Here is a 16,651-nt window from a genome sequence, read left to right as displayed (position 1 = left end):
AAGCGAAATCTGTGCCAACTTTCACATTGCCCCCAAAAGGCGTTATCATGCGTACCATCGTGCAAAAGGGCTGCACCACGGTGACTATGTTGCACCAAAATAGTGCTTTAATGTGAACATTGAGCACCACATTGGTGCAATAGAACGCAAGCCACCCTTTTAACGCTCCGTGAAAGCGATCACAAAGAGACTCTGCAATACTTGTTTGCGGAGGATGTTTGTGATCCTGTTTTGTAGTGCGATTAATCCGTGTACAATAACGCGCTATTTCTAATGCCTGAGGCAAAGTTGTGATCGAAAATTTGCGTAACATCGCCATCATCGCGCACGTTGACCATGGTAAAACTACCCTGGTTGATAAGCTGCTCCAGCAATCCGGTACGTTCGACGCGCGTGCCGAAACTCAAGAGCGAGTGATGGACTCCAACGATTTGGAGAAAGAGCGTGGTATTACTATCCTCGCTAAAAACACCGCTATTAAATGGAATGATTACCGTATCAACATCGTTGATACTCCCGGGCACGCTGACTTCGGTGGTGAAGTAGAGCGCGTCATGTCCATGGTTGACTCTGTGCTGCTGGTGGTTGACGCATTTGACGGCCCGATGCCGCAAACGCGCTTCGTGACCAAAAAAGCCTTTGCTCATGGCCTGAAACCTATTGTGGTTATCAACAAGGTTGACCGTCCTGGCGCGCGCCCTGACTGGGTTGTTGACCAGGTATTCGACCTGTTTGTTAACCTCGACGCGACCGACGAACAGCTGGACTTCCCGATCATCTACGCTTCGGCGCTGAACGGTATCGCGGGTCTGGACCACGAAGATATGGCGGAAGACATGACCCCGCTGTATCAGGCGATCGTTGATCATGTTCCGGCGCCGGACGTTGACCTCGATGGTCCGTTGCAGATGCAGATCTCCCAGCTGGACTACAACAACTATGTTGGCGTTATCGGCATTGGCCGTATCAAACGCGGCAAAGTGAAGCCGAACCAGCAGGTCACTATCATCGATAGTGAAGGGAAAACCCGTAACGCGAAAGTAGGTAAAGTGCTGACGCATCTGGGTCTGGAGCGTATCGACAGCGATATCGCCGAAGCGGGCGATATCATTGCGATCACCGGTCTGGGCGAGCTGAACATTTCCGACACCATCTGCGACCCGCAGAACGTTGAAGCGCTGCCGGCGTTGTCCGTTGATGAGCCGACCGTGTCTATGTTCTTCTGCGTTAACACCTCGCCGTTCTGCGGTAAAGAAGGTAAGTTTGTGACTTCTCGTCAGATTCTTGACCGTCTGAACAAAGAGCTGGTGCATAACGTGGCGCTGCGCGTTGAAGAAACCGAAGATGCGGATGCGTTCCGTGTATCCGGTCGTGGCGAACTGCACCTGTCCGTGCTGATTGAAAATATGCGTCGTGAAGGTTTCGAACTGGCGGTTTCCCGTCCGAAAGTTATCTTCCGTGAAATCGACGGTCGTAAACAAGAGCCGTACGAAAACGTGACGCTGGACGTCGAAGAGCAGCACCAGGGGTCTGTCATGCAGGCGCTGGGCGAGCGTAAAGGCGACCTGAAAAACATGAATCCGGACGGTAAAGGCCGCGTACGTCTCGACTACGTGATCCCAAGCCGTGGGCTGATTGGTTTCCGTTCAGAATTCATGACCATGACTTCCGGTACGGGTCTGCTGTACTCCACCTTCAGCCATTACGACGATATTCGTCCGGGTGAAGTGGGTCAGCGTCAGAACGGCGTACTGATCTCTAACGGTCAGGGTAAAGCGGTGGCGTTTGCGCTGTTCGGTTTGCAGGATCGCGGTAAGCTGTTCCTGGGTCACGGCGCGGAAGTTTATGAAGGCCAGATTATTGGTATTCACAGTCGCTCCAACGACCTGACGGTAAACTGCCTGACCGGTAAGAAGCTGACCAACATGCGTGCGTCTGGTACGGATGAAGCGGTGATTCTGGTTCCGCCAATTAAAATGAGCCTTGAGCAAGCGCTGGAGTTCATTGATGACGACGAACTGGTAGAAGTCACCCCGACCTCTATCCGTATCCGTAAACGTCACCTGACGGAAAACGATCGCCGCCGTGCGAACCGTGGTCAGAAAGAAGAGTAATTAACGTTCTTACGGATAAAAACCCTGCCGAAATGAAAGCTCGGCGGGGTTTTTTTATTCACGTTGAGAAAGGGATAAGGTTGCCAAAAAATCAGCAATTGCTGGCGTATTATGCCGACCAATGACGCTGTCCGCATAAACCTTTGCCCGGGCGCTGGCATTCCCCATCGCTACGCCCAATCCGGCTAAACGTAGCATTTCCGCATCGTTATCATTATCGCCAAACGCCATCACTTCGCGCATTGCGATATGCTGTTGCTGTGCATATCTGGCGAGGCTTTGCCCTTTGCTACACCCCTTCTGGAGAATATCCAGTTGATGATGCCAGGACCAGGTACAGCTTAGCTGTAATTCATGCTGTATAAACTCAGCAATATTTTGTAGTTGTTTTATGTGCCGATGAACGACGCTGATTTGCCAAATATTCTCCCTACTGCTTAGCTCATCAGCCTGAAAGATTATTTTATCATCAGCACGAATTGTCGGTTTAAGCGGATATACCCGCGCCAGTATTTTTTCCGTTTGTAAGTGCGTCAGCGGCAGTGGATGAAGGATCTGCTGTTGAGCCGGTTGATAAATATAACTTCCGTTACAACAGATCATCGGTTCGGTGAGCGCCAGCGTTTGATAATACGCATAGGCTTCACGATGAGAGCGGCCGGTGACAAGCATTATTCGGCAGCCCATGTCTTGCATCTGACGGATGGCGGTTAGCGACTCTGGCAGAATTTGTTTATTACGGTTTAGCAGCGTTCCATCAAGATCAAAAGCGATTAAACGATATCGCATGAGCGCCCGATCCTAAAACAGCGTGAGGTATCCAGGTGATTCAGCAATGGAATATCGAGACGGTGCTGATAAGCGAGAAAACAGTGGCATTGTTTTGCCTGGCAGGCGGGAGAATTAAGCCGTTGCTGATATAAATTACCCATTTTAATTTTGCTGATATGACAAGCAAAAAGATCGCCTTCTGCATTCATAAAAATACTTTTTCTTCCTGCGGTACAGATATCCAGCTGCGCTGGCCACTGCTGCGTTTCAACCACATACAGCGGATCGAGTTCGCTGAAGGCGATGGTTTCCTCAACGGTATGCCGGGTATTGGCACACTCGTTGGCGTTAAACCAAAAATAATTCTGGTCAGGCAACTGCTGGCGTAGCCAACGAAACTGGGCGATATCTTTCATACTGGCGACAGCCCCCGCGCACCAGGTTATTCCGGCGGCAGAGAGCGCTAAACACTGCTGGAGAAAGCGCTCAGCGGTAATTTGTGAGGGATGAAAAGAACACCATAACCGAAGCTTTGAGATATCTCCGCCGCCGGCACGAAATGATTCCAGCAATGACATTAACGAAAAAGAGGCGTTAGTTTGTATGCCGACCGCCTGAACATGAGGATAGCGGCTAATTTCTGCCAACGCCGCCATGTAATAACGCAAGCGTAGCGCCTCGCCATAAGGCGTAATCATCACATTCAACGGCGTACCTAAAAGAGGCAAATGGTCAACCATGCGCCATAGCGCGGCTTCGTCGCGTTTTTTATCGTTGCGGGCGTGTTTATGGAACGGGCAATAGCCGCAATGATAATTACACGATTTAAGATAGCCGCGATAAAACAGCGTGTGAATATCGCGCAGGGCGGGGGCGCTCATCTCTGCCGATTCTCCCGTAGCATCACCTCAGGCGAAACGAACACAGGAGCAAGGCAATCGGATAATGCCATACCGGTCTCCGTTAGCCGGAGGCGACTGCCATTCTGATAGCAGTAACCCTGCCGTATGAAGCGTTCAAGGTCGGGGAAATCCCTTAGCGCATCGCTGGCAAAATATTGCTGATAATCGCTAAGAGAAAGTCCCTGCCAGAAAAATAGATTTTTAATGATAAAGCGGCGTTTCATTTCATCAGGGGGAAGCAGATAACCGTGATTAATGACGGTTTTATCCGGGCTGTCGATAAACGCCTGAATGATTTTTCGTGATGTTTGCAGGTTCGACGACCACGGTGAACAGTAATGCAGATTGCCAAGATAACTTCTGCCGCCCGCGCCGAGCGCCAGTGAGTTTTCAAATCCGCAGCTTTCCGCCGCGGCGGATGGCGCTGGATTAAGGACGAAACGGCGCATGGACGTTTGGGTGTAGCCCGCGTTGCGTAAAAGATCGCGGGCTAAAACGTAGTAGCTATGCATATTTTCCTGGCGAGGCATATTATAAAGCGGATAAAGGAACAGCTCTTCCGGTTGATAAACGAGCGCCTGATGTAACGATTCCGTCAGGCTTGCGTGAGTCTGGCCGGGAATGCCATAAATAATATCAATATTGAGTGATGGAAAATGACCCGCCTTTAGCCATTCCAGCGCCTGGTGCGCGCTGGCGGCATTGTGGCGGCGGTGCAGCGTATGTAACTCGCTATCATGAAAACTTTGTACGCCAATACTGACGCGATTAACGGAAAAGGCGTTTAATAGCGCTACTTTTTCTGCCGTGGTATCCGTAGGGGAAGTTTCAATCGTTTTATAAATATTCCAGTCAACATTGAGCACATCAAAGACGGAAAAAAATAACTTCTCTAATTGCGCAATATTTAATAGCAGAGGTGTGCCGCCGCCTACGGTAAAGCTTGCCCAGTGGGCGGGCGCCAGCGCCATTTGTCGGCCCTGGGTAATAATCGCGTCGATATAGCTATCAATGAACGTATTATCTGCGCCAGTGCAGGTAAATAAATTACAGAACCCGCAGCGACTTTGACAAAAGGGCATATGAACATACAGATGTGTGTCGTGCTCGTAAATCCGCGGTTTTACTTCGCTAAAGCTGACGTTCTCCACCTCCCGATAAGCCGTCTTATGCGGATAACTGTACATATACTGACGATAAATATCATTGTTATTCATATTAATGATTACAGCTCAGCAAGAAATGCATATAGGGAACGGTATTAACGATCGGATGATTAAAACTATGGAAATATTTCCCGTCTTCGCCATAGCAGGTACCGTGATCGGAGCAGACAATAACGAACGTTTCGCCGCCGGTTTGGCGGAAAATGTTTAGTAATCCGTCGATGCGGGCGTCGATATAGCGTAGCGCGGCGGCATGGGTCTCAACGGTATCGCCAGGGGCCGCGCCCTCAACGTAAAAATGGTTAGGGTAATGAATCGTGTCGATATTGATATACATCATGACCGGTTGGCTGCCAGCACGCTCGGCCATGATTTTCTGGATATAATGGATCTGGTTATCCATACTTTCTTTAACCGTACAGGCAAATCGTGGATGCCAGTAACTCTCTTTAAACATCGACGGGAACACTTTTCCCATGCCGGAGCGGTTATTAAAGAAAGAGACGCCGCCAATACAGATGGTCTGGTAGCCTTTATTTTCCAGACTTTTTATCCATGTTGCGTCATCAAAGGCAAATGCATTTTTCGGCCCTTTACGACCAAGTCCGATATCTTTTGGGAAAAACAGCATGGTCTGATTAACGGTATCATCAATAGGTTTTGGCATAAAACCTGAAAACATGGCGTGATGCGAAGGCCAGGTAAAATTACCGGCCGCCTCGCATTTCGTCCATTGTCCATAATGATTAAGGTTGGGCGTATTTCCGGCGGTTTGTTCCTGAAGCGCAATATCGTAGCGTAACGAGTCCAGCACAATAAAAAGAATATGAGCGTTATTACTAATTAGCGTATTCATATCGAATTCGCCATCGCCTGTGTCAATCGACGCGTGCAGCGAGACGGGGACTTCATCCATTGAATTATACATTTTGCTTCCTCATGGCCCGGATTTGCGCCTGATAAATTAGATTATTCTGCTGCGCATCCTGATAAATCAAATCACCCTGGCCATTAATTTCAATAACATACGGCGTCAGGCTGGTAGTAAGTAAAACATCAATACCCGCTAAGCGAATGCCAGGGAAAAGCCGCATGGCATTTTGACAGAGCGTATCGATCTCAGTCACTTTTGCGGCAGATAACTCCAGACTTTCGAAGCAGTAAGCCTGGTTTTGCAGATGTAAGTTAGTAATGGGCTGCGAGGAGGTTCTGACCACTCGCCAGATAATTTCGCCATCCAGGCAGACGATGCGTAAATCATAGGTTTTATGCTTTACGTTGGCTTTGGGCAGCCACTGTTCGACGAGGTTTTCCTGCTGAAGAACGCCATCAATAATGAGCTGGATATCTTCTTTCTGACGATACTGTTGGATTTTTTTGCTGTTAAATAGCTGTTGTCCTGATATGGCAATCGCGCTGTAAAGCACCTGCTTTATGCCATCAGGGTGGCGGCGCAAAGCGATAACGCCCGCCGCGCCAGAACCCAGCGAGGGCTTAATGAACACGCTGGCGACCCTTTTTTCCTCCATGATGGCGGTGAGCTGTACAAAACTTTTTACGTCTTCCGCTACCAACGGCGGCGTGGGGATGCCGTGTTCCAGTAAGCGCCGCTTGCAGAGTTTTTTATCCAACAGGTGAATGAGGCCCGCCGGATGGTTAAGCCAGGTGACGCCAGGACGCGCCGCCATGTTCTGCAAAAAATGGATATAGTCCAGACCGATCGCGTTTATTTTGCGGATGTCTGTTTCACTGTGTACTGGCGGGTCGATTTTAACGATGCCAGAGGTCAGCGAAGCGTCCAGCGCTTGCGGATGAGTCAGCGCCGTGACGGGTTCCCCAAGTACGGCGGCAGCCTGCATAAAATAATGCGTGCGCTTGCTCTGACGGGGGCCAATGAGCGTAATCACAATAAATCCCTTTATCGTTGTGTAGGGGAATGTGCACATTCCCCTACACAATCACTCGGTGTACATCGCATTCATATAAATATCGCCATCGTAATCATCAGGCTCCAGAGCTTCTGAAAGATTCAGGTTTATCGGCAGTGTGGCTTTTAGCTTTTCCTGCATCTCCGGCGTCAAATAGTGGTGGTGGAGATCGAGTGTTTCCAGATGCGCAATTCGGTCTTTATGCTCCAGCAGCGCCTCTGCGCCGTTGTCCGTTAAGGTACCGCATGAGAGTTCCAGCACGTTAAGCTGCGGCAGGATATTACTTTCCAGCACCCGGCGGGCGATATCATCCTGCTCTTCGCTGTTCATCAACCCCAGATGGGTGAGCTGAGGGAAAAGGTCTTTCGATGCCAGTGCCATCACGTCATCCAGCGAACCGTCAAAACCGTATTCCTCTACGCCCAGGAAGAGCTTCAGCGTTTTTAATGCAGGGAGCTGCGCATTTTGTAGTTCGGCAAGTACGTTAGAAGGGATGCCGCCGGAAATGATTTCCAGGTGCTCCAGTTTCTCATGATGTATAGCGCCCAGTCGCAGATCCGACGCGCCTTTAATAATCAGTTCTTTCAGATTGGGTAACGCCGCATAGAGCCTGGAATAGTCACCTTGTTTAATCCAGGAGATCTCGCAGTCTTCGCTCTCCATATCACCGATAAACAGTGATTCCAGGTGAGTAAAGCGGGAGGCGTTCTCCACAATCATATCAATAATAGGCTGGCAGGTTTCGTCTTCCCAACAATCACCCCAGTTACCAATGGTCAGTGAGCGAAGCTTTGGCAGATCTTCATCGGTTAAAATCAAATTAATGAGCTGTTCCTGGGTTAATTCATTGTCCCAATCAATATTAAATCGCTTATTCATTTGTTTCCCTTCTCTATAAGCATGAATATGGTAAAACGCTTTGCGAATATTATCATGGCGCTTAGAGACGGGATATCGGGAGTCTGATTCAGGATGAATGAGCGGGCAGAACAACTACCCGCTGTGATGCAGATTCGAAAAATAGAGGCGATAATATCAGAAGAAATACTTCGCCCCGATACGAATCTGGTTTTGCTCTCTATGGTAGGGACCCACGTTACGATCTAACCAGCGTAATTCAAAGTAGGGCAACCAGTGTTCATTGATACGATAACGGAAGGTATTAGTGATTTCCCAATGATGCTTCGTACCATTACTACTATTAAAATCATTAACGTTATAAAAATAGTGTGGTTCAAAGGTATAAGAAAATTTATCGGTAATGATAAAATTCCAATAGTTACCGATTTCATAGCTGTCATTATTATCCAGTTCGCCATTCAAATCGGTTGAACTATAATTATTGTGATTATATCGGTTACGTACCGTAAGATTAAACCACGGGGTAAATTTATAGTTAACATCCAGATAGACGGCGCCGCCGGAACCAATGCTTTTGTCGTTTATTAACCCCCCAGGCTGGATGGTTAATTTATCTGTAGGTTTAAATAATGGATACCAGCCCTCAATCTCATTATAACCGTGCTTTAATTCATCATCACGCTGTAGCGTATAGGTATTGGTCAACATAATTCCGGCCCCCATATCGGAGTTATAGCCGACGCGCAGCATAAACTCCATTTGGTCAGACGCCAGGTTATAGGCCTCACGGTTTTCTACATAAGCGCCAGCAAAAACAGAGGTGGATATTACTGAAGTTAATATCACTAGAGTATTCAGAGATTTCATAATAAATCCATTTTTCAAATATAGGGAAGCCGCCATCCATCGGGATGGATAAAGCGGCAAGCGTCGTTTAATTATTTACAGTAGAAATACTTTGTTTATTATTAGTCGCGACAATTTGATTACCTGTTTTCTTTCGTTGGGCAATTTCCTCGATAATAAAAGCGAAACGTTGTTCATTGAGCTTATAAAAAAAGCCCATCGTTAGTGCTGCGATAATGGCAAGACCGCAAGGCCATAAAAAAATGAGCTGACGCAAACCAAGCAACGTGGTGTCACTTTGAGCTATGTTGGGGATATAACCGATTTGCGTCAGCATAATACCTGGCAAAAAGCCAGCAAGCGCAGCGGAAATTTTGCGGGAAAAGGTATAACCCGTATACACCGAGCCTTCAGCGCGAATACCCGTTTTCCATTCACCGTAGTCAACCGTATCCGGAACCAGTGCCCAGTTCAGGCTGTTGACGAAAGCGGTACCGAAGAAGGCGATACAAGAGAAAATAACAAACAGGAATGACGTTCCACCCCAGATAAAATTCAGGATATCGCCAACGGCCCACAATATCAGACCACCAAGATAAACCTGTTTTTTCCCGAAGCGTTTTACCGCAGCAGGTACTAATAAAACACCAATCAGGATACAGCCCATGCTGAAAAACCCATCCATGACAACAAATGAATATCGTTCAGCACGTACTGAGTGTAATAAACCTGAATGGCCAGCTTGATATTAAAGGCGGCCAGCGTGCACAAATTGGCAACGCAGAGCACCAGCAGCGGCGGATTACGAAAAATCGCGCAGAAGGACTTCAATATGCTGGGTTTATGCGTGTCAGGTACGGTTTCGATATACCGTTCTTTCACCCCGCTAAAGCACCACCACATGCTGAACAGCCCGCAGACCGAAAAGATGACTGCTGCAATCAGATAACCCAGCGAAGGGGAACGGGTAAACAGCGCCTGAATGGGCATAAAACCTACGGTACAAAGAAGAAGGCCAATGGTAGCGCCGCCTTGTCGCCATGCGGCGAGCTGGGCCCGCTCATGCGGATTTTTGGTAATAGCGGGTACCATCGCGCCGTATGAGCAGTTCATCAGGCTGTAGAACAGACCGAACAACATAAACAGCACCGTCGCGAAGGCTGTTTTAACGGGTAAAGTAAAGTGAGTGGCAAAGAATTGCGCAGTAGCAACCAGAGCGACTGGAAATGACGCATACAGAATAAAAGGCCGAAACTTTCCTTTTGTGCCAATATTACGGCGTGAGTCCAGCAATACGCCGGTGAGCATATCGGTAAAAGCGGTGAAGAATTTCGCCACCAGAAAGATAATTCCACCGTAATATGCAGGCATCCCGAGTTCATCGGTATAAAACTTCAGTAGATACAGCGTACCGATACACAGCATCAGATTTGAGCCGAAATCGCCCACGCCATAGGCGCATTTTTCCCGCAGGCTCAACTTTAGCGTTAGCGGATCATGATTAGACATAATCGCCTCTCAAAACGCCCCGCAGGGCGTTATATTTTATTGTTGTTAAACCGTATGTTTCCGGGCCTCAATCTCTTCCACAATTCGCACGTACATCTTCTCGTTGAGGTTGTAGAAACAGCCCATCGCAATAATGGTGATGACCGCCAGCACGCAAGGATAAATAAAGATCAACTGGCGTAGGCCTTCGACGGTGCCTGCCGATTGCACCACATTCGGGATATAACCGATTTGCGTTAGCATCCAGCCGGGGAAGAACCCTGCCAGCGCCTGGGAGACCTTACGGAAGAACGTGAAGCCGGTGTAAACCGTCCCTTCCGAGCGGACGCCGGTGCGCCATTCACCGTACTCCACCGTGTCGGAAACCAGCGCCCAGTTCAGGCTGTTGACGAAGGCGGAACCGAAGAACGCCAGGCAGGAGAAGGCGACAAAACTGACCGAGCCGCCGCCAAAGAAGTAGTTGAGCAGATCGCCTGCCACCCATATTAACAGCCCGCCGATATAGACTTTCTTCTTGCCAAAACGCCTTACAGCGCCGGGCATCAAAAAAACGCCGATAAAAATACAGCCCATGCTAAAGAAGCCCATCCAGGAGAGGAGGATCGGGTCGTTAAGAACGTACTGGGTGTAATAAACCTGAATCGCCAGTTTGACGTTGAAGGCGCCAAGAGTACAAAGGTTGGCGATACACAGAATAAACAGCGGACGGTTACCGGCGATGGCGCGGAACGACTGCAATAATCCAGGCTTTTGCGCGCTATCGACAGGTTTCACTTCGACGTAGCGCTCTTTAACGCCGGCGTAGCACAGCCACATAAATAGCAGGCCAAACAATGAAAATAGCGTGGCGGCGAAAATATAGCTGAGTTGGGCATTGCCTTCGATCAGGTTCATGACCGGCACAAAGCCAACGGTACACAGCAGCAGGCCGAGAGTGGCGCCGCCCTGACGCCAGGCGGCAAGCGAGGCGCGTTCATCCGGGTTCTTGGTAATCGCGGGTACCATCGCGCCATACGAGCAGTTCATCATGCTGAAAACCAGCCCGTACAGCATAAACAGCATCGTTGCGACGACGGTTTTTCCCGTCACCTCAAACGGTGTGCCGACAAAGTTAGCAATCGCCAGTAGCGTTACCGGAAATGCCGCGTAAAGCACGAACGGGCGGAATTTGCCCTTCGGACCAATTTTACGCCGCGAGTCGAGCATAATGCCGGTACCCATATCGGTAAATGCGGTAAAAAATTTGGCGATCAGGAAAATGATACCGCCATAAGTTCCCGGTAAACCAAGGACATCGGTATAAAACTTGAGTAAATAGAGGGTCCCGATATCTAACAGGATATTGGAACCTAAATCCCCCAGTCCATAGGCAAGTTTTTCTTTAAACGGCAAGCGTAGGGTTGCCGGATTCGATGATGTTTGACTCATTATTCTTCTCCATCTGCCCGCAGGTTTCCCTGCGGGCGAGCCGTATTAGATATTCCGTAAAGAAGCAAAAAGTGAAGCCCACTCGCTCTTCGCGCGATAGAAGACCGGCGGTTTGCCAATGGGCGCATCCACGGTAATTTCACCGCCGTGGTGAACTTCACCGGTCCAGATATTCACCCAGTGATCTTCCGGCAGGTACAGCGTCCAGTCGCAACGCCCCTGCTCGTGAACCGGCGCGACCAGCAGATCCTGACCGAGCAGATATTGATATTTCAGGGTGTAGGTTGCGGCATCGTTCTCGTAGTGCAGGAATAGCGGACGCATGACCGGCAGACCGGTATCCGCGTTTTGCGCCACCGCCTGCTTGAGATACGGTTTCAGCGTGGTAAAGACGGTGGTCATACGGGCAAAGTGGGCAATGGTTTCCTCATCGCCATCAAACTGCCAGTTATCGCCAGGGCGGTTGCCTTCATGGGTGCGCATCATTGGGGTGAAGGCACTGAAATCACACCAGCGCAGCAACAGCTCTTTGCTGCGTTTCATGTCAAACAACGTGGTGTAACCGCCGATATCGCTGTGGTGCAGACCGTGACCGGTCATTGCCAGCGACAGTGCGGCAGGAACGACCGAGGCCAGTCCATCATCAAGGCTCCAGTCAACGTTTTGATCGCCTGCCCACATCATGGTGGAGTACTTCTGACTGCCGGTGTAGCCCGCACGCATAAAGAACAGGATCTCGCCGAGCTTGCCGGTCTCCTGTAGCGCTTCGTAGTTACATTTCGCCCACAGTGCGGGCCACGCGTTATGCATAATTTCGGCACTGACGCCGTTGTGCAGGTAAGTGTCGGTTGGCAGGTATTCGCCGAAATCCGCCATCCAGCCGCTGCAGCCGAGCGCGATCATGTTCTTTTTGATGACGTCTTTGAACCAGTCGTAAGCTTCAGGATTGGTCAGATCGACCACGCCGCCATAGAATTCGCCAAACTCGACCAGATAGTCGCCGCCCGTGGCGTCTTTCGCCAGGTAGCCGTGTTTCGCCGCCTCGGCGCAGAGGTCTTTATCACTGGCGACGTATGGGTTGATATAAGAGAGGAACTGGACGCCTTCTTCTTTCCACTGTTTGATACGGCTATCCAGCTGTGGATAGTTGTCGCTATTCCACTTCCAGTTCCACATCACGCGTTTGCCAAAGGAGGTCATGCGAATGCCGGACCAGTCCTGCGCCCAAATACCGTTCACTTTTACGCCTGCGTTGCGCATGGTATCCAGTTTTTGCTGGCAAACTTCCGTACCGCCCTGAATGCCTAGCGTGACGCCGTCGTAAACCCAGTCCGGCAGCTCCGGCTGGCGACCTAACAGCGCAGTCAGTTTTTCCAGCAGGGCGATGTAGGTGTCGGCACACTCAAAACGTAGCGTAGTTTTATCTTCCCACAGCGCCAGTTCGTGATACTCCGGCGCGCTGAAGTCGAAATTCATATAGCAGCTATTATCGACGTGGCAGTAATACTTCTGCGTGCTGACAAAGGTCGGTTGCGGGAAGAAGGTCCAGTAATAGTCGCCGCCGGCGTTCTCTTTACAGTCTGCCTGCCAGGTGACATAGCTGGTTTTATTACGGCCAACGCCCTGTTCGCTGGTCCACAGCGGGAACGGCTTGCCGCGCAAATCGAAATAAGAGAACTGTTCGCCGCAGCCGTAGATATGGTCGTCTGGATTAGCTGCGAGGCGTAACCAGATACGGTTATGGTGCAGGTCGTCGTTTTGCAGATCCAGCTTCAGGCGTCCCGCCTCATCGGCGGAGATGCGAAGGGTGGCGCTAATTGTTGCGCCACGGCTGAATTGTACCAGCCAGCCGTCGGGTAGCTCGCTGACGGTGGCCTCCGTTAATGCAATCTTTTCGTTAAGTTTGTCTTTGATGCTGAAGTTGCCGCGAAACATGTCAATGTCGGCAACGCCCGCGCCAATCCACAGACAGGGATTTTCGGTGCTGTGGCGTAAAATCAGGCGCTGTTGCCAGCTAAGCGCAAAACCATCCTGTGATGTTGTCAGTTCAAAATCGGTTGACCGTTGTGGTAGAGAATTCATTGTAATCTCCGTGAATGTAGGGTAATTCGGTAATCCATTTGGGCTAGTCGCAGCCGATGGAAAAATGCAGTTGATGGATCGCTTTTGGGGCAAGATGAATCAGTGCGATCCCGGAATTAAATGCATCGGGCGGGCAGCTCATAGGCTCTACCGCGAGACCTTTTCGGCTGAGTTTTTCGCCGGTATAGATCTGCAACCAGGGCTGGGTGCTGCGTAAAAATGTGGACATGTTCTGCGTTGGGCTGGTAAGTCTGACCTCCCACTCAGCCGGGGTAGTCGCGGTCTTAACCGCATGATCAAGGCGCGTTTCGCCGAGCAGGCATGATGCGGAAAAATCTCTGCCTGCGGGCAATTCTTCGCTTGCCGGCAGTGTTAATACACAGCTATCGATGCTTTGCAGGTTACAAGTCAAATAAGGATGTGCGCCCGCGCCATAAGGGGCTGATTCATCGCCAATGTTTTGCGTACGAATCAATACGTGCAGCCCACTGGCGGCATCTAACCGATAAATCACTTCCGATATCAACGCAAAGGGATAGCCGTAAGAGGGCGGCAGAAAAATCGTTAGCGACGCTTCCGTCGTCGACTGATAATTAATCTGCCAGTCTCGCCAGGCTAACAGACCGTGAATGGCGGTCTGCGAAACCGGGTCGTTAACGGCAAGCTGGAAAACTTTGCCGTTATAGGAGTAGCAGCCATTTGTCACGCGATTTGGCCAGGGAATCAATACTTTCCCCAGATGCGCCATGGGTATTTCTTCCGGTTTATGCGGGATGACCACATGACGTCCATGATGAGTCAGTTCCGCCAGACCTGCGCCAACCGTGACGATTTTCGCCTGGTAATGGCCCGCATTAAGCTGAATAGTTTTTCCACCGCTATGCATGGCTGCCATCCTCATGACCTATTTCGCGTTGATATCCAGGAGACCCGCCGCGACCGCCGGAGCCAGGCCCGGCGCCAGTGGCAGACGAGGAATGACCAGACAGTGCAGCAGATGGTAAATATCTTGCTTGCCGTCCCACACTTTGGTGGTCACTTTGTTATCGGCGTCCAGCTCTTGCCACCAGGAACCATTTTCATAGTCCATCAGGTACTTAATGCAGTAGTCCCACCATTTCTGATACCACTCTTCATGCTGGCTATCGCCCGTCAGGGTGTGGAGGGCGTAGGCCGTACCCATCGCTTCCACAATCGGCCAGCGCACGCGTTCACGTACGATAGGTTTACCGTCCCAGTCGACTGAGTAGACAAAACCGTCTGCGCCATCTGGCGCCCAGGCGTCGCGGATAGTGGCATGGAACAGACCTTTCGCGTCTTCCAGCAGCCAGGCGGGTGGCGTTTCGAAGCGGGCCTCCAGCGCAGCATGGAGATGGAGCATCAGACGGCCCCATTCAATCCAGTGACCTGGCGTACCGCCGTAGGCGCGGAAACGGTGGGCAGGATTATCTTTGTTGTAGTCGCGGATAGGGTTCCACTGTGAATCGAAGTGCTCATTGACGCGGTAATCACCGTTGCGCGCCACATCATGAATAATTACCGACGCGATACGCAGCGCGCGATCCAGCCATTTTTTGTCATGGGTAACGTCATAAACAATCAGGAACGCTTCGACGGCGTGCATATTGGCGTTACCGCCACGGTAATCTTCCGTCTGGCTGAAGGCTTCGTCCCAGGACTCCAGGCACATCTGCTCTTCTTCACTCCAGAAGTATTTCTCAATCACTTCTATGGTGTAATCCAGCAATTTCCTGGCTTCAGGATGCCCGGTCGTGACGGCGCTGGCCGCGCCCAGCAAGGCGAAGAAGTGTTGATAACCCTGTTTAGAGGCATCCACCACGCCCTGATCGTTAACGCAGGCATACCAGCCGCCGTATTTTTTATCGCGCAGCGCGCCGTTCATGGCTTTGATGCCATGATCGACCAGATCATAAGCGCCCGGTCGGCCCATCGACGCCGCCACGGAATAAACGTGCAACATACGCGCCGTGATCCAAAGATGGGTGCCCATCTCTTCTTTAATTTGCCCTTTATTTCCCAGCCAGCCGAAGCCTGTCGGCACCACGGCGTTTTTACCGAAATTAAAGATGCGGTCGGTTTCCTGCTCCAGCCAGTGGTTGTGGCTCAACGTGTTAAACCATTTCATTCTTTCATCCTCGTATTAACGACGTTTCGCCATCATTTCATCGACGATCTCGCCCAGACGTTGCAACTTAGGCGCGGAAACATCACGTAGCATCAGCTCGGTATCCGGTAGACCAATCACTGATGACCAGACCGCGCGTCCCGCCAGGAACCCGGATGCGCCAGCTTCCATGGCGACCCTGACCGCGCGAGGGAACAGTTTTTCGTCCACACCGGAAGAGAGGATGACCCACGGCATATTGATATGCCCATTCAGGCGTTGTGAGGCGGTAAGAAGATCGGAACGCGCGCCTTTGCCGTAGAGCGGCATTTCAACTTTGTAAAGATCGGCGCCGCTGTCGCCCAGCTCTTTGGCCGCATCGATAATCGCCTGCTCGCGATCGAACTTGTCGCCGCAGCGCGGCGGACGAACAACCGGTTCGATAATGCTCAGCAAACCATTGGAGTGACATAATTCATTGAATTCTTTGACCATATCCAGACGCTGCTGCGCGTCTTCATCGCTGCGCCACAGCACCAACAGTTTTAAGGCTTTCGCGCCATCCCGTTTTACCGCCTGCGCATTAATTTTTTTATCAATGACCACGTTATCAACGGGAATACCGTTGCCCGGGATGAAATCATCCGCCGCGACGATCATGGCGCAGCTTTTAGCGACCGCGTTTTGTTCTACGGCCTGGCGATAACAGAACTGCTGATCCAGCAGAACGGCAGAGGCATACGGGGAAAGAATTTTCGCCGCATTCACTTTGAAATCCGTCAGCACGCTATCGGCAACGGGTGTTTTCGCACCAGCAGCAGCAAACATTAAACGCATCGCCTCGCGCTGATCGACAGCCAGCATGGCAAACCCGCCGGACGCTCGCGTAATGTCTTTGATGGTGTAGTTGTTCATTCAA

Annotated in this window: 13 protein-coding genes and 1 pseudogene; 1 reads left to right on the top strand and 13 read right to left on the bottom strand. The window is 50.6% G+C overall.

The features are described 5' to 3' along the window. Positions 1–290: 290 nt before the first annotated feature. On the top strand, positions 291–2,114 hold the full coding sequence (typA, locus tag J1G48_RS21815; protein WP_000572064.1) for a ribosome-dependent GTPase TypA: 1,824 nt from the start codon (positions 291–293) through the stop codon (positions 2,112–2,114). Between the two features lie 54 nt (positions 2,115–2,168). Here the strand turns inward: typA and J1G48_RS21810 are convergent, their stop codons facing one another. The 13 genes and pseudogenes from J1G48_RS21810 to yihT all read right to left on the bottom strand — a co-directional run bounded on the left by J1G48_RS21810 (position 2,169) and on the right by yihT (position 16,647). Next, entirely contained in the window at positions 2,169–2,903 is a 735-nt protein-coding gene (locus J1G48_RS21810; RefSeq protein WP_001270595.1) for a Cof-type HAD-IIB family hydrolase, read from the bottom strand. Then, positions 2,888–3,766, bottom strand: a complete 879-nt coding sequence (locus tag J1G48_RS21805; protein WP_001576425.1) for an STM4011 family radical SAM protein — start codon at positions 3,764–3,766, stop codon at positions 2,888–2,890. The genes J1G48_RS21810 and J1G48_RS21805 overlap by 16 nt, the downstream gene beginning before the upstream one ends. After that, the gene (locus J1G48_RS21800; protein ID WP_001062071.1) at positions 3,763–5,004 is read right to left on the bottom strand and encodes an STM4012 family radical SAM protein; all 1,242 of its coding nucleotides are present in this window, start codon (positions 5,002–5,004) and stop codon (positions 3,763–3,765) included. Before J1G48_RS21800 ends, J1G48_RS21805 begins: the two co-directional genes overlap by 4 nt. Before the next feature lies 1 nt (position 5,005). After that, a complete protein-coding gene (locus J1G48_RS21795) occupies positions 5,006–5,881 on the bottom strand; it encodes an STM4013/SEN3800 family hydrolase (protein WP_000282799.1) in 876 nt (291 codons plus the stop codon). Beyond that, complete coding sequence (locus tag J1G48_RS21790; protein WP_016697117.1) at positions 5,874–6,899, bottom strand: STM4014 family protein; 1,026 nt, start codon at positions 6,897–6,899, stop codon at positions 5,874–5,876. Before J1G48_RS21790 ends, J1G48_RS21795 begins: the two co-directional genes overlap by 8 nt. 12 nt (positions 6,900–6,911) lie before the next feature. Further along, positions 6,912–7,760 (bottom strand): STM4015 family protein, encoded by an 849-nt coding sequence (locus J1G48_RS21785; RefSeq protein WP_001042089.1) that lies wholly within the window; start codon positions 7,758–7,760, stop codon positions 6,912–6,914. A gap of 156 nt (positions 7,761–7,916) precedes the next feature. Beyond that, complete coding sequence (gene ompL, locus J1G48_RS21780) at positions 7,917–8,609, bottom strand: porin OmpL (RefSeq protein ID WP_000838828.1); 693 nt, start codon at positions 8,607–8,609, stop codon at positions 7,917–7,919. A gap of 67 nt (positions 8,610–8,676) precedes the next feature. Beyond that, positions 8,677–10,097, bottom strand: a pseudogene (locus J1G48_RS21775) (MFS transporter). A gap of 45 nt (positions 10,098–10,142) precedes the next feature. Continuing rightward, complete coding sequence (locus tag J1G48_RS21770; protein WP_000084251.1) at positions 10,143–11,525, bottom strand: MFS transporter; 1,383 nt, start codon at positions 11,523–11,525, stop codon at positions 10,143–10,145. Between the two features lie 45 nt (positions 11,526–11,570). After that, positions 11,571–13,607 (bottom strand): alpha-glucosidase, encoded by a 2,037-nt coding sequence (locus tag J1G48_RS21765; protein WP_001087039.1) that lies wholly within the window; start codon positions 13,605–13,607, stop codon positions 11,571–11,573. 43 nt (positions 13,608–13,650) lie between these two features. Beyond that, on the bottom strand, positions 13,651–14,508 hold the full coding sequence (locus J1G48_RS21760) for an aldose-1-epimerase (protein WP_001675324.1): 858 nt from the start codon (positions 14,506–14,508) through the stop codon (positions 13,651–13,653). A 3-nt stretch (positions 14,509–14,511) separates the two neighbouring features. After that, positions 14,512–15,753 (bottom strand): sulfoquinovose isomerase, encoded by a 1,242-nt coding sequence (gene yihS / locus J1G48_RS21755; RefSeq protein ID WP_000870887.1) that lies wholly within the window; start codon positions 15,751–15,753, stop codon positions 14,512–14,514. 15 nt (positions 15,754–15,768) lie between these two features. Further along, positions 15,769–16,647, bottom strand: coding sequence for a sulfofructosephosphate aldolase (gene yihT, locus J1G48_RS21750; protein WP_001067413.1), 879 nt, complete (start codon positions 16,645–16,647; stop codon positions 15,769–15,771). Positions 16,648–16,651: the final 4 nt, after the last annotated feature.

It is taken from the genome of Salmonella sp. SAL-020 (genome assembly GCF_017372215.1).
Lineage (GTDB): Bacteria > Pseudomonadota > Gammaproteobacteria > Enterobacterales > Enterobacteriaceae > Salmonella > Salmonella enterica.
The sequence above is the reverse complement of the archived record's forward strand: the minus strand, read 5'-3'. Positions and strand labels throughout refer to the sequence as shown.

Coding starts and splice junctions, on each gene's coding strand:
- J1G48_RS21770 (WP_000084251.1), bottom strand. CDS start 11,525: ATGAGTCAAACATCATCGAATCCGGCAACCCTACGCTTGCCGTTTAAA.
- J1G48_RS21800 (WP_001062071.1), bottom strand. CDS start 5,004: ATGAATAACAATGATATTTATCGTCAGTATATGTACAGTTATCCGCAT.
- J1G48_RS21795 (WP_000282799.1), bottom strand. CDS start 5,881: ATGTATAATTCAATGGATGAAGTCCCCGTCTCGCTGCACGCGTCGATT.
- ompL (WP_000838828.1), bottom strand. CDS start 8,609: ATGAAATCTCTGAATACTCTAGTGATATTAACTTCAGTAATATCCACC.
- J1G48_RS21785 (WP_001042089.1), bottom strand. CDS start 7,760: ATGAATAAGCGATTTAATATTGATTGGGACAATGAATTAACCCAGGAA.
- J1G48_RS21760 (WP_001675324.1), bottom strand. CDS start 14,508: ATGAGGATGGCAGCCATGCATAGCGGTGGAAAAACTATTCAGCTTAAT.
- J1G48_RS21790 (WP_016697117.1), bottom strand. CDS start 6,899: ATGTGCACATTCCCCTACACAACGATAAAGGGATTTATTGTGATTACG.
- yihS (WP_000870887.1), bottom strand. CDS start 15,753: ATGAAATGGTTTAACACGTTGAGCCACAACCACTGGCTGGAGCAGGAA.
- yihT (WP_001067413.1), bottom strand. CDS start 16,647: ATGAACAACTACACCATCAAAGACATTACGCGAGCGTCCGGCGGGTTT.
- J1G48_RS21810 (WP_001270595.1), bottom strand. CDS start 2,903: ATGCGATATCGTTTAATCGCTTTTGATCTTGATGGAACGCTGCTAAAC.
- J1G48_RS21805 (WP_001576425.1), bottom strand. CDS start 3,766: ATGAGCGCCCCCGCCCTGCGCGATATTCACACGCTGTTTTATCGCGGC.
- J1G48_RS21765 (WP_001087039.1), bottom strand. CDS start 13,607: ATGAATTCTCTACCACAACGGTCAACCGATTTTGAACTGACAACATCA.